The organism is Nonomuraea sp. IBHARD001, from assembly GCF_056106265.1.
This window is the reverse complement of sequence record NZ_JBWBBW010000002.1, coordinates 5,698,008-5,717,852: the sequence shown is the minus strand read 5'-3', so window position 1 is coordinate 5,717,852 and position 19,845 is coordinate 5,698,008. Positions and strand designations below refer to the sequence as shown.

21 protein-coding genes and 1 pseudogene are annotated in these 19,845 nt (G+C 70.6%); 13 read left to right on the top strand and 9 right to left on the bottom strand.

Features of this window, described 5'->3' with window-relative positions:
• The first annotated feature begins 51 nt into the window (after positions 1-51).
• Positions 52-951 (top strand): TIGR03564 family F420-dependent LLM class oxidoreductase, encoded by a 900-nt coding sequence (locus tag ACTWNK_RS28105; RefSeq protein WP_474307545.1) that lies wholly within the window; start codon positions 52-54, stop codon positions 949-951.
• Here the strand turns inward: ACTWNK_RS28105 and ppk2 are convergent.
• Positions 932-1,828 carry a polyphosphate kinase 2 gene (ppk2, locus tag ACTWNK_RS28100; protein ID WP_474307544.1) on the bottom strand — a complete coding sequence of 299 codons (897 nt, stop codon included), beginning with the start codon at positions 1,826-1,828 and terminating at the stop codon, positions 932-934. The genes ACTWNK_RS28105 and ppk2 overlap by 20 nt on opposite strands.
• Positions 1,829-1,921: 93 nt before the next feature.
• Between ppk2 and ACTWNK_RS28095 the strand changes: the two genes are divergently transcribed.
• The 3 genes from ACTWNK_RS28095 (at position 1,922) to thrS (ending at position 5,100) form a co-directional block, all read left to right on the top strand.
• On the top strand, positions 1,922-2,527 hold the full coding sequence (locus tag ACTWNK_RS28095) for a glycoside hydrolase family 25 protein (protein WP_474307543.1): 606 nt from the start codon (positions 1,922-1,924) through the stop codon (positions 2,525-2,527).
• A 56-nt stretch (positions 2,528-2,583) separates the two neighbouring features.
• Positions 2,584-3,057, top strand: coding sequence for a TspO/MBR family protein (locus tag ACTWNK_RS28090; RefSeq protein WP_474307542.1), 474 nt, complete (start codon positions 2,584-2,586; stop codon positions 3,055-3,057).
• A 72-nt stretch (positions 3,058-3,129) separates the two neighbouring features.
• Entirely contained in the window at positions 3,130-5,100 is a 1,971-nt protein-coding gene (gene thrS, locus ACTWNK_RS28085; protein ID WP_474307541.1) for a threonine--tRNA ligase, read from the top strand.
• A 17-nt stretch (positions 5,101-5,117) separates the two neighbouring features.
• Here the strand turns inward: thrS and ACTWNK_RS28080 are convergent, their stop codons facing one another.
• The gene (locus tag ACTWNK_RS28080) at positions 5,118-5,828 is read right to left on the bottom strand and encodes a PIG-L deacetylase family protein (RefSeq protein WP_474307540.1); all 711 of its coding nucleotides are present in this window, start codon (positions 5,826-5,828) and stop codon (positions 5,118-5,120) included.
• Positions 5,829-5,921: 93 nt separating this feature from the next.
• Between ACTWNK_RS28080 and ACTWNK_RS28075 the strand changes: the two genes are divergently transcribed.
• From ACTWNK_RS28075 to ACTWNK_RS28045, 7 genes and pseudogenes are all read left to right on the top strand, one after another.
• Positions 5,922-6,473 (top strand): HIT family protein, encoded by a 552-nt coding sequence (locus ACTWNK_RS28075; RefSeq protein ID WP_474307539.1) that lies wholly within the window; start codon positions 5,922-5,924, stop codon positions 6,471-6,473.
• Positions 6,474-6,516: 43 nt separating this feature from the next.
• On the top strand, positions 6,517-6,927 hold the full coding sequence (locus ACTWNK_RS28070) for a hypothetical protein (RefSeq protein WP_474307538.1): 411 nt from the start codon (positions 6,517-6,519) through the stop codon (positions 6,925-6,927).
• A 174-nt stretch (positions 6,928-7,101) separates the two neighbouring features.
• Entirely contained in the window at positions 7,102-7,755 is a 654-nt protein-coding gene (locus tag ACTWNK_RS28065) for an arsenate reductase ArsC (RefSeq protein WP_474307537.1), read from the top strand.
• A gap of 59 nt (positions 7,756-7,814) precedes the next feature.
• The gene (locus ACTWNK_RS28060) at positions 7,815-8,156 is read left to right on the top strand and encodes an ArsR/SmtB family transcription factor (RefSeq protein ID WP_474307536.1); all 342 of its coding nucleotides are present in this window, start codon (positions 7,815-7,817) and stop codon (positions 8,154-8,156) included.
• Between the two features lie 2 nt (positions 8,157-8,158).
• Positions 8,159-9,244 carry an ACR3 family arsenite efflux transporter gene (gene arsB, locus ACTWNK_RS28055; RefSeq protein ID WP_474307535.1) on the top strand — a complete coding sequence of 362 codons (1,086 nt, stop codon included), beginning with the start codon at positions 8,159-8,161 and terminating at the stop codon, positions 9,242-9,244.
• The gene (locus tag ACTWNK_RS28050) at positions 9,231-9,635 is read left to right on the top strand and encodes an arsenate reductase ArsC (RefSeq protein WP_474307534.1); all 405 of its coding nucleotides are present in this window, start codon (positions 9,231-9,233) and stop codon (positions 9,633-9,635) included. The genes arsB and ACTWNK_RS28050 overlap by 14 nt, the downstream gene beginning before the upstream one ends.
• Positions 9,636-9,743: 108 nt before the next feature.
• Positions 9,744-10,001 (top strand): annotated as a pseudogene (locus tag ACTWNK_RS28045) (chromate transporter); the annotation flags it as partial.
• Here ACTWNK_RS28045 and ACTWNK_RS28040 read toward each other — a convergent pair.
• Positions 9,924-10,085, bottom strand: a complete 162-nt coding sequence (locus tag ACTWNK_RS28040; protein WP_474311162.1) for a hypothetical protein — start codon at positions 10,083-10,085, stop codon at positions 9,924-9,926. The pseudogene ACTWNK_RS28045 and the gene ACTWNK_RS28040 overlap by 78 nt on opposite strands.
• On the opposite strand from ACTWNK_RS28040, the gene ACTWNK_RS28035 reads away from it, so the two are divergent.
• A complete protein-coding gene (locus ACTWNK_RS28035) occupies positions 10,078-10,851 on the top strand; it encodes a chromate transporter (RefSeq protein ID WP_474307533.1) in 774 nt (257 codons plus the stop codon). The genes ACTWNK_RS28040 and ACTWNK_RS28035 overlap by 8 nt on opposite strands.
• Here ACTWNK_RS28035 and ACTWNK_RS28030 read toward each other — a convergent pair.
• The 3 genes from ACTWNK_RS28030 to ACTWNK_RS28020 all read right to left on the bottom strand — a co-directional run bounded on the left by ACTWNK_RS28030 (position 10,745) and on the right by ACTWNK_RS28020 (position 13,449).
• Complete coding sequence (locus ACTWNK_RS28030; protein WP_474307532.1) at positions 10,745-11,131, bottom strand: metalloregulator ArsR/SmtB family transcription factor; 387 nt, start codon at positions 11,129-11,131, stop codon at positions 10,745-10,747. The genes ACTWNK_RS28035 and ACTWNK_RS28030 overlap by 107 nt on opposite strands.
• Before the next feature lie 30 nt (positions 11,132-11,161).
• Positions 11,162-11,908 carry an MFS transporter gene (locus ACTWNK_RS28025; RefSeq protein WP_474307531.1) on the bottom strand — a complete coding sequence of 249 codons (747 nt, stop codon included), beginning with the start codon at positions 11,906-11,908 and terminating at the stop codon, positions 11,162-11,164.
• A 152-nt stretch (positions 11,909-12,060) separates the two neighbouring features.
• A complete protein-coding gene (locus ACTWNK_RS28020; protein ID WP_474307530.1) occupies positions 12,061-13,449 on the bottom strand; it encodes an FAD-dependent oxidoreductase in 1,389 nt (462 codons plus the stop codon).
• Between the two features lie 833 nt (positions 13,450-14,282).
• On the opposite strand from ACTWNK_RS28020, the gene ACTWNK_RS28015 reads away from it, so the two are divergent.
• Positions 14,283-15,095: a lysostaphin resistance A-like protein gene (locus ACTWNK_RS28015; RefSeq protein WP_474307529.1), complete on the top strand. Its 813-nt coding sequence runs from the start codon at positions 14,283-14,285 to the stop codon at positions 15,093-15,095.
• 101 nt (positions 15,096-15,196) lie between these two features.
• Here ACTWNK_RS28015 and ACTWNK_RS28010 read toward each other — a convergent pair whose 3' ends face one another.
• The 3 genes from ACTWNK_RS28010 to ACTWNK_RS28000 all read right to left on the bottom strand — a co-directional run bounded on the left by ACTWNK_RS28010 (position 15,197) and on the right by ACTWNK_RS28000 (position 19,518).
• On the bottom strand, positions 15,197-16,042 hold the full coding sequence (locus ACTWNK_RS28010) for an N-acetyltransferase family protein (RefSeq protein WP_474307528.1): 846 nt from the start codon (positions 16,040-16,042) through the stop codon (positions 15,197-15,199).
• Positions 16,043-16,069: 27 nt separating this feature from the next.
• The gene (locus tag ACTWNK_RS28005; RefSeq protein ID WP_474307527.1) at positions 16,070-16,744 is read right to left on the bottom strand and encodes an alpha/beta fold hydrolase; all 675 of its coding nucleotides are present in this window, start codon (positions 16,742-16,744) and stop codon (positions 16,070-16,072) included.
• Between the two features lie 68 nt (positions 16,745-16,812).
• A complete protein-coding gene (locus tag ACTWNK_RS28000) occupies positions 16,813-19,518 on the bottom strand; it encodes an ATP-binding protein (RefSeq protein WP_474307526.1) in 2,706 nt (901 codons plus the stop codon).
• Positions 19,519-19,845 lie beyond the last annotated feature (327 nt).

The following is a 19,845-nucleotide window of genomic DNA, read 5'->3' as shown; positions in this document are numbered from 1 at the left end:
GTACGGCGGGCTAGACTGACTCGCGTCTTCCACCAGAACGGAGTTCGGTTGATGCGAGTCGGACTGTTCCTCGACGAGCCCCAGGGCCCGGACGCGCTCGACGTCCTGCACGACCGCATCGCCTCGGCCGAGGCCGACGGTTTCGCCACCGCGTGGCTCTCGCACATCTTCGGACTCGACGCCCTGACCGCGCTGGCCGTGGCGGGAGGCGGCGTCCCGCGCATCGAACTCGGCACCGCCGTCGTGCCCACCTACCCGCGTCACCCGGCGGCCCTGGCCCAGCAGGCCCTCACCGCCAACGCCGCACTCGGCGGCCGGCTCGCGCTCGGCATCGGCCTGTCCCACCGGTTCATCATCGAAAAGATCTTCGGACTCCCCTTCGACCGGCCCGCCAGGCACATGCGCGAATACCTCGACGTGCTGCTCCCGCTCCTGCGAGGCGAACAGGCCACAGCCGAAGGCGAGACGATCAGCGCCAACATCGGCCTGTCGACGCCCGGCTCGGGCGACATGCCGCTCCTGCTGGCGGCGCTGGCCCCGCGCATGCTGGCCATGGCGGGCGCGCTCGCCGACGGCACCGTGCTCTGGATGACCGGCCCGAAGACCGTCGCCGAGCACGTCGTGCCCGCGATCACCGCCGCGGCCGGGCAGGCGGGCCGCCCGGCTCCCCGCGTGGTCTGCGGGCTGCCGATCTGCGTCACCGACGACCCCGCATCGGCCAGGGCTCGCGCCGACGAGGTCTACGAGACCTACGGCCAGCTGCCCTCCTACCGGGCGATGCTCGACAGGGAGGGCGCGCAGGGGCCGGGCGACGTGGCGGTCGTCGGCGACGAGCGGTCGGTGAAGGCGCAGCTCGAAGCGCTGGCCGAGGCCGGGGTCACCGACTTCGCCGCCGCCGTCTTCGCCGGCGGCGAGCGCACCCGCGACCTGCTCAGGGAGCTGGCCGGCTAGGCCCCTTGTCCTCCTCCAGGATGTCGCTGGCCGACGTCACGATCTTCGGGTCGGGCGAGCCGACCACCGCGGCGTCCTTGTTCTCGTAGTCGAAGCGGCTCAGCACGTGCCGCATCGCCTCGATCCTGGCCCGCTTCTTGTCGTTGCTCTTGATGACCGTCCACGGCGCCTCCGCCGTGTCGGTGTTGAGGAACATGTCCTCCTTGGCCTTGGTGTAGTCCTCCCACCTGTCCAGGGAGGCCAGGTCGATCGGCGACAGCTTCCACTGCCGCACCGGGTCGACCTGCCTGATGATGAACCTCGTGCGCTGCTCGCTCCTGGACACCGAGAACCACAGCTTGACCAGGTGGATCCCGTCGCGGACCAGCATGCGCTCGAACAGGGGCGCCTGCAGCATGAACTCGTCGTACTCAGGCGGCGTGCAGAAGCCCATCACCCGCTCGACGCCCGCCCGGTTGTACCAGGACCGGTCGAACAGCACGATCTCCCCGGCGGCGGGCAGGTGTTTGATCCAGCGCTGGAAGTACCACTGCGTGCGCTCACGCTCGCTCGGCTTCTCCAGGGCCACGACCGTCGCGCCGCGGGGGTTGAGGTGCTCGGTGAACCGTTTGATGGTGCCGCCCTTGCCCGCGGCGTCACGCCCCTCGAACAGCACCACGAGCCGCTCGCCCTCGGCTTTCATCCAGTACTGGAGTTTGAGCAGCTCGATCTGCAGCAGGCGTTTCCAGCTGTCGTACTCCGGTCTGGTCATGCGTTCTTCGTAGGGGTAGTGCTCGCGCCAGGTGTCGACGGGCGTGCCGTCGGCATGCATCAGCATGGGCTCGTCGTCGTCACTGTCGTCCACCCATACGCCGGAAGCCGGATTGATCAGGTCCACATCCTGATCTCTACTCCTTTGCGGCGAATTGAAACCATGAGTGACGGCGTGGCAACGGTACGTGAGGTGATCGCCTTCCTAGACTCCGGCAGCGTGAAGCGAATCCTGAACGGCATCGACGTGTCGAACTGGCAGGGAGCGGTCGACTGGGCGGGCCACGCGGGCTCGGGCGTCACCTTCGCCTTCGCCAAGGCCACCGAGGGGACCGGCTGGGCCGACACATGGTTCGCCCGGAACTGGAACGGCATGCGGGAGAGCTGGATCGTCTGCGGCGCCTACCACTTCGCCAGGCCCAAGGGCGACCCGGTCGAACAGGCCAGGCACTTCCTGAACACGGTCAGGGCGGCGGGCGGCCTGCGCAGGGGCGACCTGGTCGCACTCGACCTGGAGACCGACGACGGCAGACGGCCCGACGCCGTGGCCGCCTTCGCCAGGCGCTGGTGCAGGTACCTCGTCAGGCACGCCCAGGTCAGGCCGTTCATCTACACCTTCCCGCACTTCGCGGCCAAGGGCGCGTGCGAGGGGCTCGGCGGCTACCCGCTGTGGCTGGCCGCGCCGGACAGCCCCAAGGGGGAGCCGTCGGTGCCGGGGCCGTGGCGCGACTGGACCATCCACCAGCACGCCCACAGCCCACTGGACCTCAACGTGTTCAGAGGGTCGCGCCAGCGCCTCACCAGGCTCGGCCGCAGGCCCGGCTGACCTGCGGTCTGTAACCTTCCAGCCATGATCTTCGAAGGGAAGGGCAGGGAGGAACCATGCTCATCACGCACCCTCGCCACCCCTGGGCGGCGCTGCCCCTCTTCGTGGTGGCGGTCGTGGCCGTCGCCGCGATCGGCTCGATCAGTGCGATCGACGCCACGGGCGAATACCTCATGCTCGACCGGCCCGCGTGGGCGCCGCCGCAATGGCTGTTCGGCCCCGCCTGGACCACGCTCTACGTCATGATCGCGCTGTCCGGCTGGCTGGCGTGGCGGGCGGGCGGGTGGAACCGGGCGCTCGGCGTCTACACGGTGCAGCTCGCGCTCAACGCCGGATGGACGCCGTTGTTCTTCGCCGCCGGGCAGTACGGCCTGGCGCTGGTGGAGATCTGCCTGCTGTGGGCGTCGATCGCGGTGACGCTGTCGATGTTCTGGCGGATCAGCCGTGCCGCCTCGCTGCTGCTCGTGCCCTACCTCGTGTGGGTGACCTACGCGGCCGGGCTCAACGCGGCCATCCTGCTGCTGAACTGAGCGCCTGGGGCGGTGTGCGGGTCCGATAACATCGGGAGTCCGCACACTCAGCCGTCTTCCCAGGGAGTCACCGTGTCAGCCGACCTTCGCATCACCCTCGCCGGAGCCGAGCGTGTGGTCGCGGCGGGCACGACGTACGGCCAGGCCCTCGATGCCGACGGGCGCACGGTCGTCGCCGCGAGGGTCGGCGGCGAGCTGCGCGACCTGGCCGCCGAGGTGGCCGAAGGCGACGTCGTCGAGCCGGTCGAGATCGGCAGCGACGACGGACGCGCCATCCTGCGCCACTCCGCCGCCCACGTCATGGCCCAGGCCGTGCAGGAGCTGTTCCCCGAGGCCAAGCTGGGCATCGGCCCGCCGGTCGACAACGGCTTCTACTACGACTTCGACGTCGAGCGCGGCTTCCAGCCCGACGACCTCAAGCGCATCGAGAAGCGCATGCGTGAGATCGTCAAGCAGGGCCAGCTGTTCTCGCGCAGGCCGGTCAGCGACGAGGCCGCCCGCGAGGAGCTCGCCGCCGAGCCGTACAAGCTGGAGCTCATCGGGCTCAAGGGCGGCGCCGGGGCCGACGACGACGGGGCCAGTGTCGAGGTGGGCGGCGCCGAGCTGACCATTTACGACAACCTCGACGCCAAGACCGGCGAGCTGAAGTGGAAGGACCTGTGCCGGGGGCCGCACCTGCCGACGACCCGGGTGATCCCGGCGTTCAAGCTGATGCGCACCGGCGGCGCGTACTGGCGGGGCAGTGAGAAGAACCCGCAGCTGCAGCGCATCTACGGCACCGCCTGGGAGACGCGCGAGGCGCAGGACGCCTACCTGCACATGCTGGAGGAGGCCGAGAAGCGCGACCACCGCAAGCTGGGCGCCGAGCTCGACCTGTTCTCCTTCCCTGACGAGCTGGGCTCCGGCCTGCCGGTCTTCCACCCCAAGGGCGGCACGATCCGCCGGGTGATGGAGGACTACTCGCGGCGCAGGCACGAGGAGGCGGGCTACTCCTTCGTCAACACCCCGCACATCACCAAGGACCAGCTCTACAAGACCTCGGGCCACCTGGAGTGGTATGCCGACGGCATGTTCCCGCCCATGGAGCTCGAAGGCGCCAAGTACTACCTCAAGCCCATGAACTGCCCGATGCACAACCTGATCTTCAAGGCGCGCGGGCGGTCCTATCGTGAGCTGCCGCTGCGCACGTTCGAGTTCGGCACCGTCTACCGCTACGAGAAGTCGGGCGTGGTGCACGGCCTGACCAGGGTGCGCGGGCTGACGCAGGACGACGCGCACATCTACTGCACCCGCGAGCAGATGCGCGACGAGCTCACCTCGCTGCTGCGGTTCGTGCTCGACCTGCTGCGCGACTACGGCCTCGACGACTTCTACCTGGAGCTGTCGACCAAGGACCCGGTCAAGTTCGTCGGCACCGACGAGGACTGGGAGGAGGCCACGGCCACGCTGCGCGAGGTCGCCGAGTCGGAGAAGCTGGAGCTCGTCCTCGACCCCGGCGGCGCCGCCTTCTACGGGCCCAAGATCTCGGTGCAGGTGCGTGACGCGATCGGGCGTTCGTGGCAGATGTCCACGATCCAGCTCGACTTCAACCTGCCCCAGCGCTTCGAGCTGGAGTATCAGGCGGCCGACGGCAGCAGGCAGCGGCCCATCATGATCCACAGGGCGCTGTTCGGCTCCATCGAGCGCTTCTTCGGTGTGCTGGTCGAGCACTACGCGGGTGCGTTCCCTCCGTGGCTGGCGCCCGTCCAGGTGGTCGGCATCCCGATCGCGGACGCGCACGCGCCGTATCTGCTCGATGTGGCCAAGAAACTGCGCGAGCGCGGGATCCGCGTGGAGGTCGACACCTCCGACGACCGCATGCAGAAGAAGATCCGCAATGCGCAGAAGTCGAAGGTGCCGTTCATGCTGCTGGCCGGTGACGACGACATCGCGGGCGGGGCGGTGTCCTTCCGCTTCAGGAACGGCGAGCAGAAGAACGGCGTCCCCGTCGACGAGGCCGTCGCCGAGATCGTCGCGGCGGTGGAGGACCGTACCCAGGTCTGAGGCCCGTGGCGGCCGGGTCAGCGCGTGAAGAGCTCGAAGGTCACGGTCGGGCGCTCGGTGTGCTGGGTGGTGAGCTGGGTCAGCAGCGTGCGGCAGTAGGTCTCGGGGTCCTCGTCGGTGAGGGCCTCGATGTAAGCCCGGTGCTCCAGCAGGGAGCGCACACCGCGTTCCAGGCCGTCGGTGACGTCCAGGGCGTGGGTGGGGTGGTCGGTGCCCGCAACGGCCACCCAGCGCACGCCGTCCCACGGGTCGAGGCCGTCGGCGGGGAAGATCCAGCGGTTGCCCGCGTCTCCCGCCGCGTCGAGCGCCGCCCGGCCGACCGCGCGGTGGTCGGGCGTGTTCCACAGCACGCCGCCCCACGTGTCGCGGTGGTTGAGCGTCAGCACCAGCTCGGGCCGATGCCGCCTGATGGCGTGGGCGAGGTCGCGGCGCAGGGCGGTGCCGTACTCGACGACGCCGTCCGGGTGGTCGAGGAAGTCCACCCGCGTGACGCCGACCACGGCCGCGCTCGCCCGCTGCTCGCGCTCGCGCAGGGGAGCGGCTTTCGCCGGTTCGAGGCCGTCGATGCCCGCCTCGCCGCGTGTGGCCAGGACGTAGGCGGTGCTCTTGCCCGCGTCGCTCCACACGGCCACGGCTGAGGCGGCGCCGTACTCCATGTCGTCGGGGTGGGCGACGATGGCCAGGGCTCTGGTCCAGTCGGCGGGCATCGGCTGCAGGTGTTCGGCCATGGGTCCTCCCAGGGGTGGTACACGTCCTGCCGAGTCTGCCATCCGCGCGGGCAGCCGTCGGGGCGGCGGGCGGTGCGCCCTATGCTGCTAGGCATGCAGGAGAGCGAGCCGATCGAGCAGGTGGGCGCGGGCGCGCCGGACAACTTCCAGCGTCTGTGGACCCCTCACCGCATGGCCTACATCAAGGGCGAGAACAAACCGACCGGCGAGGGGCCCGGCGACGGCTGTCCGTTCTGCGAGATTCCGCACATGGGCGACGAGGAGGGGCTGATCGTCGCCAGGGGCGAGGTGGTCTTCGCCGTGCTGAACCTGTATCCCTACAACTCCGGCCATCTCCTCGTATGTCCGTATCGGCACGTGTCCGACTACGACGGGCTCGACGACGCGGAGGTCGCCGAGCTCGGCGACTTCACCAGGAAGGCCCTGCGGGCGCTGCGCAAGGCCAGCGGCGCCCAGGGCTTCAACGTGGGCATGAACCTGGGCCACGTCGCCGGAGCGGGCATCGCCGCCCACCTGCACCAGCACGTGGTGCCCAGATGGGGCGGCGACACCAACTTCATGCCGGTCGTCGGCCACACCAAGGTCCTACCGCAACTCCTGCACGACACCCGCCGGATGCTGGCCGACGCCTGGAAGGAAGCCTGATCCGACGGCCCGGGTTGACGTTGCGCCCTTGGCCGTGAGGGGCGTGCTGGAGGGGCTCGACGGGGAAGCCTTGAGGTGGCCGCCGGGTTCGGTGCCAGGCGCGCTCCAGTCTGGACGGTCTCGGCAGTTCCATGTCGCAGGTGGCCTTGGCCGGCAGCCGCGGGTCACCGGCGGCCAGGGCTTTGACCTCGGCGTAGGTGAGGGCTTCCTGGCCGAAGCCGTCCTCGGCTTCACGGCCGACGCCTTTTCCGGCGATGACCTGGCTGATGCACCGCTGTTCGCGCTCCACGGTCTGCCAGGAGTAGGCGTCCAGGCCGCGTTCGGTGACGTAGCGCAGGATGCGCACCTGCGGGTTCTGATTGCCCTGGCGGATGATGCGGCCTTCGCGTTGCTCGATGTCGGCAGGCCGCCATGGGCAGGTGAAATGGTGCAGAGCTACCGCCGCCGGCACTGAGCCCGGCCGCACACCCGGGGACGGCGAGCGGGCGCCCCCGCCCGAGGCGCTCCGGGCAGCCCGGCGCCGGTTGTTCATCCGCCGTTCCCGCACCGCTTCACCGGCGCATGCCAATATCGGTGTTCATCGAAATAGACATGCGTCAATATGTTGGGCGTAGTCAGGGGCAGCCCGATGTCCAGCACCTACAAGCGCGACGACCTGTCCATCGACCAGCGGCTCGCGCTCAGCACGGCCGCGCGCCGGCTGGGTGAGGAGTTCATCGGCGTCTTCTCCGCCGAGACGATCGAGCGGTTCCCGCACACCGGCTACGACCAGTCCGCGACCTCGGCTGCGGTGCCGCACTTCCTGCCGCTGATCTCCGAGCGTTTCGCCCGCCAGCGGCTGCACGCCCTGGCCCGCGTCGAGGGCCGCGGTGACGGGCGGCCGATCGTGTTGTTCCTGTGCGTGCACAACGCCGGGCGTTCGCAGATGGCGCTCGGCTTCTTTGCCGAGCTCGCCGGGGAGGGGGCCGTGGGCTGGTCGGGTGGGTCGCAGTTCGCCTCCGAGCTCAAGGCGGCGGCGGTGGCCTCGATGGCCGAACGGGGTATCGACATCTCCCGCGAGTACCCCAAGCCGTGGACCGAGGAGATCGTCCGGGCCGCCGGCGTCGTGGTGACCATAGGTTGCGGGGACGCCTGCCCTGTCCTTCCTGGCACGCGCTCCCTCGATTGGGAGCTGGAGGACCCGGCCGGGCTGGCGGTGCAGGAGGTGCGGCCGATCCGCGACGAGATTGAGCGCCGGGTGCGTGCCCTGCTGGCCGGGCTGCAGGTCCCCACCCGGTCATAGACAGATATCGATATAGACTGGGTTCGATTTCGATGAGTATCGATATAGGAGGGGTAGGGATGGATCTGCTGCAGATCCTGGAGTGCAGTCCGCCGCTGGCGCGCGAGCCGCTCGACGAAGAGCAGGCCGCGGGCGTGGCCCGGGTGTTCAAGGCCCTGGGTGATCCGGTGCGGCTGCGCATCCTGTCGATCGTGGCCAGCCGGGAGGGCGGAGAGGTGTGCGTGTGCGACATCACCGGCGCCTTCGAGCTGTCGCAGCCGACCATCAGCCATCACCTCAAGGTCCTCAAAGAGGTCGGGCTGCTGGCCTCGGAGCGGCGGGCCTCCTGGGTGTACTACCGGCTCGTTCCCGAAACGCTGGGCGAACTGTCGGCCATCCTCGCTACCCCGGCATCGGTGTGAGCATGGGGCCGCGCGTCACGTCTTCTCGCTCCGGGGTCGTCGCGGGCCTGTCCATCCTGGATCGATTCCTGCCGGTGTGGATCGGCCTGGGGATGGCCGCAGGGCTGCTGCTCGGGCGGCTGCTGCCTGGCCTGGACACGGCTTTGGAGGCGGTGAAGATCGGGCAGATCTCGTTGCCGATCGCCCTCGGGTTGTTGCTGATGATGTACCCGGTGCTGGCCAAGGTCCGCTACGACCGTCTCGGCACCGTCACCGGCGACCGGCGCATGCTGCTGTCGTCGCTGGTCCTGAACTGGGTGCTCGGACCGGCGCTGATGTTCGCCCTGGCCTGGCTGCTGCTGCCCGACCTGCCGGAGTACCGCACCGGGCTGATCATCGTCGGGCTGGCCCGGTGCATCGCCATGGTCCTCATCTGGAACGACCTGGCCTGCGGCGACCGGGAGGCCGCCGCCGTCCTGGTCGCCCTGAACTCGGTTTTCCAGGTACTCGCGTTCGGGGTGCTCGGCTGGTTCTACCTCGACCTGCTGCCCGGCTGGCTTGGCCTGCCCCAGGAAACACTGGCGGTCTCGGCCTGGGACATCGCCTTCTACGTGCTGGTCTTCCTCGGCATCCCGCTCGCCGCCGGGCACACCTCCCGCCGACTCGGCGAACGCGCCAGGGGGCGGGACTGGTACGAGCAGCGGTTCCTGCCGAAGATCGGGCCGATCGCCCTGTACGGGCTGCTGTTCACGGTCGTGATCCTATTCGCCCTGCAAGGGCAGACGATCAGCGAGCGGCCGCTCGACGTCGCGCGGATCGCGTTGCCGCTGCTGGTCTACTTCCTTCTCATGTGGGGCGGCGCGTTCCTGGCCGGACGAGCGATCGGCCTGAGCTACGGCAAGACCACGACCCTGGCGTTCACCGCGGCGGGCAACAACTTCGAACTCGCCATCGCCGTCGCCGTCGGCGTGTTCGGTGTCACCTCGGGGCAGGCGCTGGCCGGGGTGGTCGGCCCGCTCATCGAGGTGCCCGTCCTGGTCGCCCTGGTCTACGTCAGCCTGTGGGGCCGGCGCCTGTTCAGCAAGGAGCTCACCCATGTCCAGCAGTAAGCCGAGCGTCCTGTTCGTCTGCGTCCACAACGCCGGGCGCTCCCAGATGGCCGCTGGCTGGCTCACCCATCTGGCCGGTGACCGGATCGAGGTGCGCTCGGCCGGGTCCGAACCCGCCGAGGCGATCAACCCGGTCACCGTCGAGGCGATGGCCGAGGCCGGCGTCGACCTCGGCGCCGCCCAGCCGAAGGTCCTCACCGCGGACGCCGTCCAGGCCTGCGACGTGGTGATCACCATGGGATGCGGCGACGCCTGCCCGATCTTCCCCGGCAAGCGGTATGAGGACTGGAAGCTCGACGACCCCGCCGGGCAGGGCATCGAGGCCGTACGCGCGATCCGTGAGGAGATCAGGGCCCGCGTGGAGAAGCTGATGGCCGAGTTGCTGGGTTGAGCCTGCCCGGCAGCGACCGGCATTCGGCCGCGACGATCGGTCCGCCAGGCCGCGAACGACACCCCTTCAGGCCACCCGAAGCCCGCCCGCAATACTTGTGAGGACTTGGTGGACGCTCATCACGACCCCGCCGGGCAACCGCCGGACCGGTCCTCCTTCCGGCAGCGAGGCGGATCGGCGCGCGAGGTGGCCCTGCTGTTTCTGAAGCTGGGCACGATCGCCTTCGGCGGCCCCGCCGCGCACACCGCGATGATGCGCGACGAACTGGTGCGCCGCCGCGGCTGGGTCTCAGACCAGCGCTTCGTCGACCTGATGGGCGCCACCAACCTCATTCCCGGCCCCAACTCCACCGAACTGGCCATCCACCTCGGTCACGACCGCGCCGGCCGCAAAGGACTCCTGGTCGCGGGCGTGTGCTTCATCCTTCGGCCTGCTGCCGACCGTGATCAAGAATGTGTGGCTGGGCGTCCTGGCCGTCGCCGCTCTGGGCGCCTGTCTGCTGGGCGTCAACGAGCTGCTGGTGCTCGCCGCCGGTGCCGTGATCGCGGCCGCTGCGCGGCGGGCACCACGGTTTGCTGAGCCTTCCTCTGCTGGGTATGACCGCTCCGATCCTGCCCGGCCCGGGTGGCGGCGAGCTCACCAGCTGTTCCTGACCATGCTCAAGATCGGCTCGGTGCTGTACGGCAGCGGCTACGTGCTGCTGGCCTTCCTGCGCGGCGACTTCGCCGACCGGCTGGGCTGGATCACCGACCAGCAGCTCATCGACGCCGTCTCCATCGGTCAGGTCACTCCCGGCCCGGTCTTCACCACCGCCACCTTCATCGGACACCTCATCGCCGGCCCGATCGGCGCGCTCCTGGCGACCATCGCCATCTTCCTGCCGTCGTTCGTCTTCGTCGGGCTGCTCACCCGGCTCACCGACAAGCTGCGCTCCAGCGACTGGACCTCGGCGCTGCTGGACGGGTTGAACGCCGCGGCCCTGGCTCTGATGGCGGGCGTGTCCTTCGAACTGGGCGCCGACGCGATCGTCGACCCGCTCACCGCCGCGATCGCCGTGCTCACGCTGGCGTTGCTGTGGAGGACCAAGCTCAACAACGCCTGGTACATCGTCAATCGCGGGAGGGCCCCAGATCGGCGGCCACCACGTCGAGGCGGCCGGGGTCTTCGGCCAGGGGGGCGAACAGGGCGCCGAGCCTGTTCACCGCCTCGGGGATGATGCGGTAGTAGACCCAGGTGCCGCGGCGTTCGCCGTCGATGAGCCCGGCGGTGCGCAGGATCTTCAGGTGGTGGGAGATCGTGGGCGCGCTCAGGTCGAAGGCGCCGGTCAGGTCGCACACGCACGCCTCGCCGCCCGCATGCGAGCCGATCATCGACAGCAGCCGCAGCCGCACCGGGTCGGCGACCGCCTTGAGCAGCACCGCGAGGCCGGCCGCGTCGTGCTCCGACAGCGACTCGCGCGCGATCGGCGCGCAGCACTGGATCGTCACGGCGGTCATCCCGGCCTCCTTGATTCGACATTCCTCAAATCATAGGCGGTGGTAGGCGACCAGGGCCAAGGCGGCGACGGCGCTGAGCACGGCCACCGCGCTCATCACCCAGGTATGGCCGGCCACCTGGGCCAGGGCGAGCGCCCCGAGCGGGGCCAGAGCCTTGTCGGCGACGGAGAAGACGGCGATCCGGCCCGACAGGGTGGTGTAGGCGGCGGTGCCGTACCGCTGGATGAGCAGGTGTGGCAGGGTGGTGGAGGCGATGCCGAAGCCGAGGCCGAACAGCAGCACGCAGCCGATCGCCCCGCCCGCCGTCGAGCCGAAGGCGGGCAGCAGCAGCGCGGCGACGCCCTGCAGGGCGAAGATCACGGTGGCGACCGCGCCGCCGTTGGCGGTGAAGGCGGGCACCAGTAGCCAGAACGGACGCCTCCGCACCGCCGCCTCGACCAGGTCGGCTCGTTCTGCGGCCGCTTCGCGGGCGCGGGAGGCGGCCGGGCGGCTGCGGATGACCAGGGCGTGCAGCGGGACGGCCGCCAGGCCGTAGCCGAGGCCGAGGACCAGCGGGGCGTGGCGCCAGCCGTAGGCGTCGACGAGCAGGCCGGTGAGCGGGATGAAGATCGAGGAGGCGAACCCTGCGACGACGGTGAGAGCGAGGATGGCGCCCGCGCGACCTCGGGCGTCGCCGTCGTACCAGGCGACGACGACGGCGAAGGCGGCTTCGTACAACGAGTGCGGCGGACCGCCGCCCCGCGGGTCGGGTACGGCGGTCGCAGGACCGGAGCTCACGCGGGCCCGCCCGGACAGCGATCGGTGCCCACTCCGGCGTGGTCGCTCACCAGGCGCAACGCTTGCTTCTGCGCGGCGGTGGGGTGGCCGTCGGACATGTCCGTGCTTCCTTCTCGGGGAACGACTCCGTGCTCGGGCGGGACGAAGTGTGGTCAGCCGCAGCAGCCGCCTTCGGCGGAGGCGGAGAGGGGGGCGAGCGGGAGCGGAGCCGAAAGCAGGCCGCCGCTGATACCGGTGGCCAGGCCGACCCGCTGCTCTTGGGCCTCGGCCAGGCTGGAGGAACAGACGCCGGTCTCGGGCAGGTCGAGGTGGGTTTCGCGGGCGGACTCCCAGTCGCCGGCGAGGGCGGCGACGACGGAACGGACCTGCTCGTACCCGGTGGCCATGAGGAACGTGGGCGCTCTGCCGTAGGACTTGACGCCGACGGCGTAGTAGCCGGGCTCGGGGTGGGTGAGCTCGTCCACGCCGTGGCCGGGGACGGTGCCGCAGGAGTGCTGGTTCGGGTCGACGAGCGGGGCCAGGGCACGGGTGGAGCCGAGGATCGGGTCGAGGTCGAGGCGCAGCTCGGAGGCGATGGTGTGGTCGGGGCGGTAGCCGGTGGCGCTGATGACCCGGTCGGCGACGACGGCCTGTTCGTGGCCGGACGGGGCGCGGCTGATCACGGTGTCGCCCTCGATGCGGTGGACGTAGAAGCCGGTCACCAGCTCGATCCGGCCTTCCTGGACGTGGGCGCGCAGCCGCGTGCCGAGCGCACCGCGGGCCGGCAGGGCGTCGGCGGCCCCACCGCCGTAGGTACGGACTGCGCCACCGGCGCGGATGGCCCAGGTGATGCGGGTGTCGGTGGAGAGCTCGGCCAGGGCGAGCAGGGTGGTGGCGGCGGAGTGGCCCGCGCCGACGACCAGGACGCGCTTACCCTCGTAGCGGTCGCGGTCGGCGCCGAGGACGTCGGGCAGGGCGTGGTCGATCTCGGCGGCCTCTTCGCCGTGGGCGGGCAGGCCGCTCGCGCCGAGGACGTTCGGGGTGGTGTAGGAGCCGGAGGCGTCTATGACCGCGCGGGCCTGGAGTTCCTCGCCGCCGTCGAGGCGGATGAGGAAGGGCATGTCGGCCCGGCCGTTGGTGCGCACGCGGTCGTAGCCGAGGCGGCTGATCGCACTCACGCGAGCGCCGAGGCGGACGCGGTCGCCGAACAACTTGGCCAGCGGGGCCAGGTAGTCGCTGATGAGTTCGGCGCCGGTGGGCAGCCAGTCAGCGTCGGGCGCGCTCCAGCCGTCGGCTTCGAGCACACGCTGGGCGGCGGCGTCGAGGTTGAACCGCCACGGGCTGAAGACGCGGACGTGACCCCACTGCGCGACCGAGGCGGCCACCTGCTCGCCGGCTTCGAGGACGAGGAAGTCCTGGCCACGTTCGGCCAGATGGGCGGCGGCGGCCAGGCCGACCGGCCCCGCGCCGATGACGACGACCGGCAGAGCCGTAGCCGTGACGGCGGTGACAGGCTGCTCAAGATCGAGGGAAACGGTGGTGTCACAGCAACTGTCGCTCATGATGAGGCTCCTTGAGGACGGAGGGGGATGGGGGCAGCGGAAGGAGAGGGCGCAGGTGCGGACGCGTTCCACGGTTGCGTTCGCGCGGCAGGCGGTCTCGCAGACCAGGTCGCGGGACTCGTCGAAAGTGATCCCCGTCCCGGCTCGGCGTGACGGATCCGGGCGAGGCGCTCCAGCAGAGCGCGCATCCCGCACCCCCTGTTTAGAAGTTTGTCGAAGTAGTAGTCATCCTGCTCTCCTGATTAGAGATCTGTCAAATCAGATGGGGGTCGATCCATCGGCCGGGCTCAACAGGCCCACCTGGGCCGGGGCATGGTGGACGCGCGCGGACAGAGGTGCCATGACGTGCGCGGCATCGGCCGCCACACCGCGCAGGGGGGAGGCGAATGAGCGCTGGATCTTCAGCCCGGGGTAGGCCCTCACCTCACGGACCTGGCCCGGCGTAGCCGCCGCGCCGTTTGGGGATGCGCTCGGCTCGGCGTGCGCCCGGCGGCGCGAGCAGGAGAGGAGGGGCCCGGCCGCACGCCGCGTGTCAACGACGCCCTGCCGCTCCCGTACGGTGGCGAGCTGCGCGTGTGATCGCATCGGCAACATGGGCCGCCAGGCCCGGACCCCCTCGAAATCATACGTTGGAGGTCCGGCTTCTCTACGCCGGTTGACGGCCCGGCGTCACCTTCGAGACAAGAGGCCGTTTCAGACGCCGACGATCTGATCAACGAGCCAAATACTCGCTTTGGGTGTAGAAACGGACATGAATCGGGCGATGATCAGGTCGCCGACAACCTCAACCCGGTGATTGGACGATCGTGACTGGAATCCATGAGAGAGCCCAGATGAATGGTCTCCAAGCCCTTCTCCGGCCCGGCGGGCTGATCCGCCTGCTGCCCGTGATCCTGCTCTACATGGCGATCTATCTCGGCGCGGGCTGGATCTCCGGACAATTGGGCGCTTCGTCCATCGAAGGCGGCCTGCTCAGCAGCGCCGGAGGCGTGTTCTTCGGTCTCACCGTCCCGCTCGCGGTCGGCGCGGTGGCTCTGATCGTCTTTCTGAGTGCCGCAGGCTGGTTTCCCGCGCTCTTCGGCCGCCAGCCTGTCGAGGGCTCCTGGTGGATGTGGCTAGCTCCCCTGGTCGTCGCCATCCCGATCATGCTGCGACTGTTCGGCATCGACTACGGCAGATACGGCATCGCCGTCGTGGCGCTCTTGTTCGCCACCGGGCTGCTGATCGGCTTCGTCGAGGAAGTGCTCACCCGCGGCATCGCGGTCAAGATGCTGCGGGACGCCGGATACTCGGAATGGGCCGTGGCCGCGCTGTCCTCGCTGGTCTTCGCACTACTCCACAGCGTCAACCTGCTCAGCGGCATGACGCCCACGACGGTCGCGGTCACGCTGCTGTACACCTTCGCCTTCGGCCTGTGCATGTACCTGACAATGCGGGTGACCAGGAGCCTGTGGGTGGCGATCGTGCTGCACGGCCTGACCGACCCCACGCTCATCCTGGCCAGCGGCGGTGTCGATGAGGCCGCCGCCGATGCCGCGCACAATGCCCTGCTCTCGCTGGCCGCGCCCTTCAACCTGGTCATCATCGCCGTCGGCCTGATCCTTGTCGTCTTCATCCGAGGTCGGGCGCCGCGGCCCCTCTCGTAAGTTCACCGCATCGGTTGGGCACCAGGCCGTGAGATCCGCGCGCTGTGGGAAGGGCCATGCCCCGCTCATCGTCGGCCCGCCCCCACCACCGGGCAGGCGGGTCAGGTCCCGGTGACGAAGCTGCGCCGCTCCAGCACGAGCACATCCCGCCGGCGACCGAGGTACCGCTCGATCCGCTCCCGGGTACCGACCAGACGAAAACCCAGAGCCTGGTGCAGGCACAGGCTGGCCGCGTTCTCCGGGAAGATCCCGCACTGGATCGTCCACACCCCGGCATCCTCGTCGGCCGCGATGAACGCCGTCATCAGCGCACGGCCGATCCCGTGCGCCTGGCAGCCGGGATGGACGCAGAGGCCGTGCTCGACCACTCCGGCATGGACGCTCCGGCTGGAGACGGGCGAGGCGGCCACCCCGGCGGGCACCTGGCCGGTCGCGGTGTCCTCGGCGACGTAGCGCAAGACCTGGCCGTCGCTGAAGGCAGGCCAGGTCGGCGCCGTGGTCTCGAAGCCGGCGTTGCCGGTGTCGAGTCCGGCCTGGTGGATGGCCAGCACCTGATCGGCGTCCTGCTCGCTCATGGGGCGGATCAGCATGCCGGGAGGGGCCTTCGGCTTGGACGCCCGCACGATGGCCGAGTACACCCCGCCGCCGTGCTCGGCGGTGAGCTCGACCGACAGGCCGACGAAACCGGCCTCCTGGAGCAGCCGCCGGTACCCGCCCACCGGCTGCGTTCCGGCCGGGCAGCCCACCCGCCGTTCGGCTTCGCCCCGCCGTACCGGATCGCTGTCGTCGGTGCTGACGATGTCGCTGATCCCGAACCGGCCGCCGGTGCCGTCGGCGGCCTGCAGGGGCGTATCGGCGGCGATGACGCGCTGATCGCGAAGGCCGGGGCCCCAACCAGAGCAGTCGCCCGGGCGGCACCAGGCGCCGCCCGGGACGGGAAGAATCAAAGAGCAGCGACCGGCGCAGCCCCTGGCTCAGGCGGCGGCCTGGCGGATGAGGTCGGCGACCGCAGCCGGCTGCGACAGGTAGAGCGAGTGGCTGCCCGGTGTCTCGGCGACGCTGGCTCCCGCGCGCTGGGCCATGGCGTACTGGGCGGGCGGTGGGATCATCCGGTCGTCGGTGGCCACCAGGTACCAGGCCGGCTTGGCCCGCCAGGCGGGTTCGGTGACCGTCCCGCCCAGCGCGTCCACGCCCCAGGGCACCTGGGAGTCGGCCATGAACGCCGCTTGGTCGGCGGGCAGGTCGCCGGCGAAGGAGGCGGCGAACTTGTCTCGGTCCAGCAGGAGGAACCCGTTGACCGGGGGCAGGATCGGCGGGACCGGCGCCCCTGGCGGAGGGTCGGCGATGAGCGAGTTGACCGACTCGCCCTTGTCGGGGGCGAACGCGGCGATGTAGGCCAGCGCCGCCACGTTCGGGTGGGTGCCGGCCTCGCTGATGACCACCCCGCCGTAGGAGTGGCCGACCAGCACGGCCAATCCGTCGAGCGCGTCGAGGACCTGGTGGGTGGCGGCGACGTCACCGGCCAGCGACAGCGTCGGGTTCTGCACGACCGACACCCGGAAGCCGTCGGCCACCAGCAGGTCGTAGACGGCCTGCCAGCCGGAGCCATCGACGAACCCACCATGGACGAGCACGATGTTGCGGATCATGTCACTCCTTCGTAGAGGGGAGGGAAACACCCCCCACGCTAGGAATCAGGCCACTCGGCTCGCGTACGTCAAATGATGTAATCGCCCTGCCGGGCGGCCATGAGATGACTCAGCTCACCACGGGTGGTGATGCCGAGCTTGGGAAAGATGCGCGACAGGTGCGTGCTGACCGTACGGGGTGAGACGAACAGCCGCTGGCCGATGTCGCGGTTGCTCAGCCCGTCGGCGACGAGTTGGGCGATCTGGAGTTCCTGGGCGGTGAGCCGGTCGCGGGCGTCGTGCCTGCGGCGGATCCGCTCGCCGCTGGCACGCAACTCCCGCAGCGCCCGCTCGGCCCAGGGCACCGCGCCGAGCGCGTCGAACGCCTCGGCCGCCGCGCGCAGCGGAGCCCTGGCCTCGGAGGCGCGCCGCCGGCGACGCAACCACGCCCCCCACGCGTGCCGGAGCCGGGCTCGTTCGAACGGCCAGCCGACCAGATCGTCATCGAGCGCGCGGGCGAACAGCTCCTCGGCGTCCTGCTCAGGCGCGGTGACGGCCTCGATGTAGGCGAGCGCGATCTGCCCGACCGGCGCCCCGCTCTCCTGCAGCATCGGGGCGAGCTCGGCGGTGAGCGCACGTAGTTCGGCCTGGCGTCCGCCCAGCAGCGCCGCCTCGGCCAGGTGCGGCAGCGCCCAGGCCCGCATGTTCTGGTTGTAGCTGACCTCGCTGGGGGTGAAGACGGGGCGCAACGCCTCCCAGGCCGCGCCGAAGTTCCCATCGGCCAGGTCCGCGGCCCCTCGGGCGAGCTGCACCAGGGCGAGCATCGGGTGGGCGCCCGTGGACAGGAACGCCCCTTCGGCCTGCGCGGCGAGGTCGCGCGCCATGTCGGTGGCGCCGCGCAGCGCGTGGATCTCGGCGGCGACGGCGTCCACGGTGACCACCCATTGCGGCTGCCTGGTCTCCAGTGCCAGCTCCCTGGCCTCAGCGGCGAGCACGCTCCCGAGCCGGGTGTCGCCAAGCCGGGCCGCCGAGGTCGCCTGCCCGACCAGCGCTTGCGCCAGCGACCCGAACGGGCCTCGCAGCCGCATCCCCGCGACCGCCTCCGCATACAGGCGTGCGCCCAGGGGGAACGCGCCGACGGAGTTGGCCGCCATACCCAGCAGCTCCAGGTTACGCGCGCTGATCCAGCTGGCCGTGCTCAGCGCCTCAAGCCGGGCCAGCACCTGCCGGCCGCGCTCGACGGGCGCGATCGTGGCCAGGGAGGAGACGATCTGCGGGTCGTCCTGGGGCACGCTCAGCCGTTCGATCGCGTCGAGCACGGGCGCGCGGCTGTGCGGTGCGGGGTTGGAGAAGAACCAGCGCATGCTGATCCCGGCCAGCCAGCGCAGCGCGAGCGCCGATCCGTCACGAGCGCGCATCTCATCCAGGAACTCAGCGAGATCGGACATCCGATCCACGCCGGTCCACACGTAGTTCAGGGCGATGTCGCGGAAATAGGTGAGCCTTGAGCGGTCCACCAGGGCGAGATCGGCATCCTGCGCGCGGCCGACCAGCCGTTCCAGGGCGGCCCGGTCACCGAGGTCGAAGGCCATGATGGCGGCGTCGACCAGCCGCGCGCCGCGGCGGACCGGGTCGGTGCTGAGGTAGGCGGCGCGCTCCAGCGCCTCCATCGCACGCCCCGGCGCCCCCTTGCTCTCAGCGTGCAGCGCAGCGGTTGCCAGCCCGGTGGCGACCTCGTCGTCATAGGAGGTCGTGGCGGCTGCCCGATGCCAGATCCTGCGACTGTCATCAGCAGGCAGGCAGGCGGCGAGCGCGGCGTGGGCCTGGCGCAGCAGGTCGGCCCCGGCCGCCTGGGCGATCGCCGACCTGATCAGCGGGTGCCGGAACCTGACGCGCACCCCGTCGGCCACGACCAGGCCCGCCCGAGTCGCGGGGGCCAGCGCGGTGGCGTCGACGGGCACACCCGCCAGCAGGGACGCGGCTCGCCGGTTCTCCTCGATCCCCTCGTCCTCGTTGACGGCGGCCACCAGCACCAGGGCCCTGGTGTCGGCGGATAGCGCGGCGAGGTCGCGGGCGAAGGCGCGCTCCAGCCTCTCGGTCAGCGGCAGCCTGCTGGAGGTGAGCATGTCCTGGCCGTGCCGGGCGGCCTGCGCGGCGAACTCCAGCAGCGCCAGCGGGTTGCCTTCGGCCTCGGCCAGCACGCGGGCGCGCAACCCGATACTCAAAGCGGGAGCGGCCGCCTCCAGCAGCCGGGCCGCCGCCTGCTCGCTCAACGGTGACACACCCAGCAGGGGCAGCCCCGAGGCGGTGAGCCTGGCCAGCGAGGCGGTGTCGTCATCGCGTGAGGACGCCAGCAGCACGATCGGGTCGGCGCGCAACCGGCGGCCGACGAACGCGAGCGCCTCCCAGCTGGGCTCATCCAGCCAGTGCGCGTCCTCGACGCAGAGCACCACGGGCGACCGGCCCGCCAGCGCCGACAACCGGTGCAGCACGGACACCGCAGAGCGCAACGGCCCACCGTCGAGGTCACCGGGCGCGAGATCGGTCCCGGCCAGCAGCCTGCGCAGCCCCTCATAGGGGACCTGCCCCTCGACGGGCACGCCGGTCACCGCAAGCACGCGTGCACCGCCGATCGCAGCCTCGGCCGTGGCGGCCTCCAGCAGCGCCGACTTACCGACCCCGGCCGTGCCACTCAGCACGAGCGCCCCACCGCAGCCCTGCTTGGTGCCCTCCAGCAGCTCCATCAGGTCGCGAAGTTCGGCCTCTCGCCCGACGAGCGACGATTCAATCGGCACCAGGGACCGCCTTCCACGATCGAACCTAGAGACGCGACCCTACGCCCGCCCTGGCGGCGAAGACCAACCCCTCTCCGCACACCCGGTCCTCACCCGTCTGCGGCACGTCGAACGCCTCGATCACCCTTCGCGATCCACGCTCGCCTCCCATCGCCCCGGCCACCACCGTCAGCCGTAGGAGGCCAGCCGCGATGGCCTGAGCCTTGACCCAGTCGTCCGGGCCGGTGGGGCCGGCTGCTCAGGCCATTGCCCGGTGATCGCCCGCGTTGTTCTGCCGGTATGCCGGGGAGCGAAGGAACTTGACCCGGAGAGGTGCGCGACGGCATT

What these genes read in the sequence shown, in the direction of transcription:
- ACTWNK_RS28105 (WP_474307545.1), top strand. Translation starts at nt 52, where the DNA reads ATGCGAGTCGGACTGTTCCTCGACGAGCCCCAGGGCCCGGACGCGCTC.
- ACTWNK_RS28090 (WP_474307542.1), top strand. Translation starts at nt 2,584, where the DNA reads ATGCTCATCACGCACCCTCGCCACCCCTGGGCGGCGCTGCCCCTCTTC.
- ACTWNK_RS28080 (WP_474307540.1), bottom strand. Translation starts at nt 5,828, where the DNA reads ATGGCCGAACACCTGCAGCCGATGCCCGCCGACTGGACCAGAGCCCTG.
- ACTWNK_RS28075 (WP_474307539.1), top strand. Translation starts at nt 5,922, where the DNA reads ATGCAGGAGAGCGAGCCGATCGAGCAGGTGGGCGCGGGCGCGCCGGAC.
- ACTWNK_RS28065 (WP_474307537.1), top strand. Translation starts at nt 7,102, where the DNA reads ATGTCCAGCACCTACAAGCGCGACGACCTGTCCATCGACCAGCGGCTC.
- ACTWNK_RS28060 (WP_474307536.1), top strand. Translation starts at nt 7,815, where the DNA reads ATGGATCTGCTGCAGATCCTGGAGTGCAGTCCGCCGCTGGCGCGCGAG.
- arsB (WP_474307535.1), top strand. Translation starts at nt 8,159, where the DNA reads ATGGGGCCGCGCGTCACGTCTTCTCGCTCCGGGGTCGTCGCGGGCCTG.
- ACTWNK_RS28050 (WP_474307534.1), top strand. Translation starts at nt 9,231, where the DNA reads ATGTCCAGCAGTAAGCCGAGCGTCCTGTTCGTCTGCGTCCACAACGCC.
- ACTWNK_RS28030 (WP_474307532.1), bottom strand. Translation starts at nt 11,131, where the DNA reads ATGACCGCCGTGACGATCCAGTGCTGCGCGCCGATCGCGCGCGAGTCG.
- ACTWNK_RS28020 (WP_474307530.1), bottom strand. Translation starts at nt 13,449, where the DNA reads ATGAGCGACAGTTGCTGTGACACCACCGTTTCCCTCGATCTTGAGCAG.
- ACTWNK_RS28015 (WP_474307529.1), top strand. Translation starts at nt 14,283, where the DNA reads ATGAATGGTCTCCAAGCCCTTCTCCGGCCCGGCGGGCTGATCCGCCTG.
- ACTWNK_RS28005 (WP_474307527.1), bottom strand. Translation starts at nt 16,744, where the DNA reads ATGATCCGCAACATCGTGCTCGTCCATGGTGGGTTCGTCGATGGCTCC.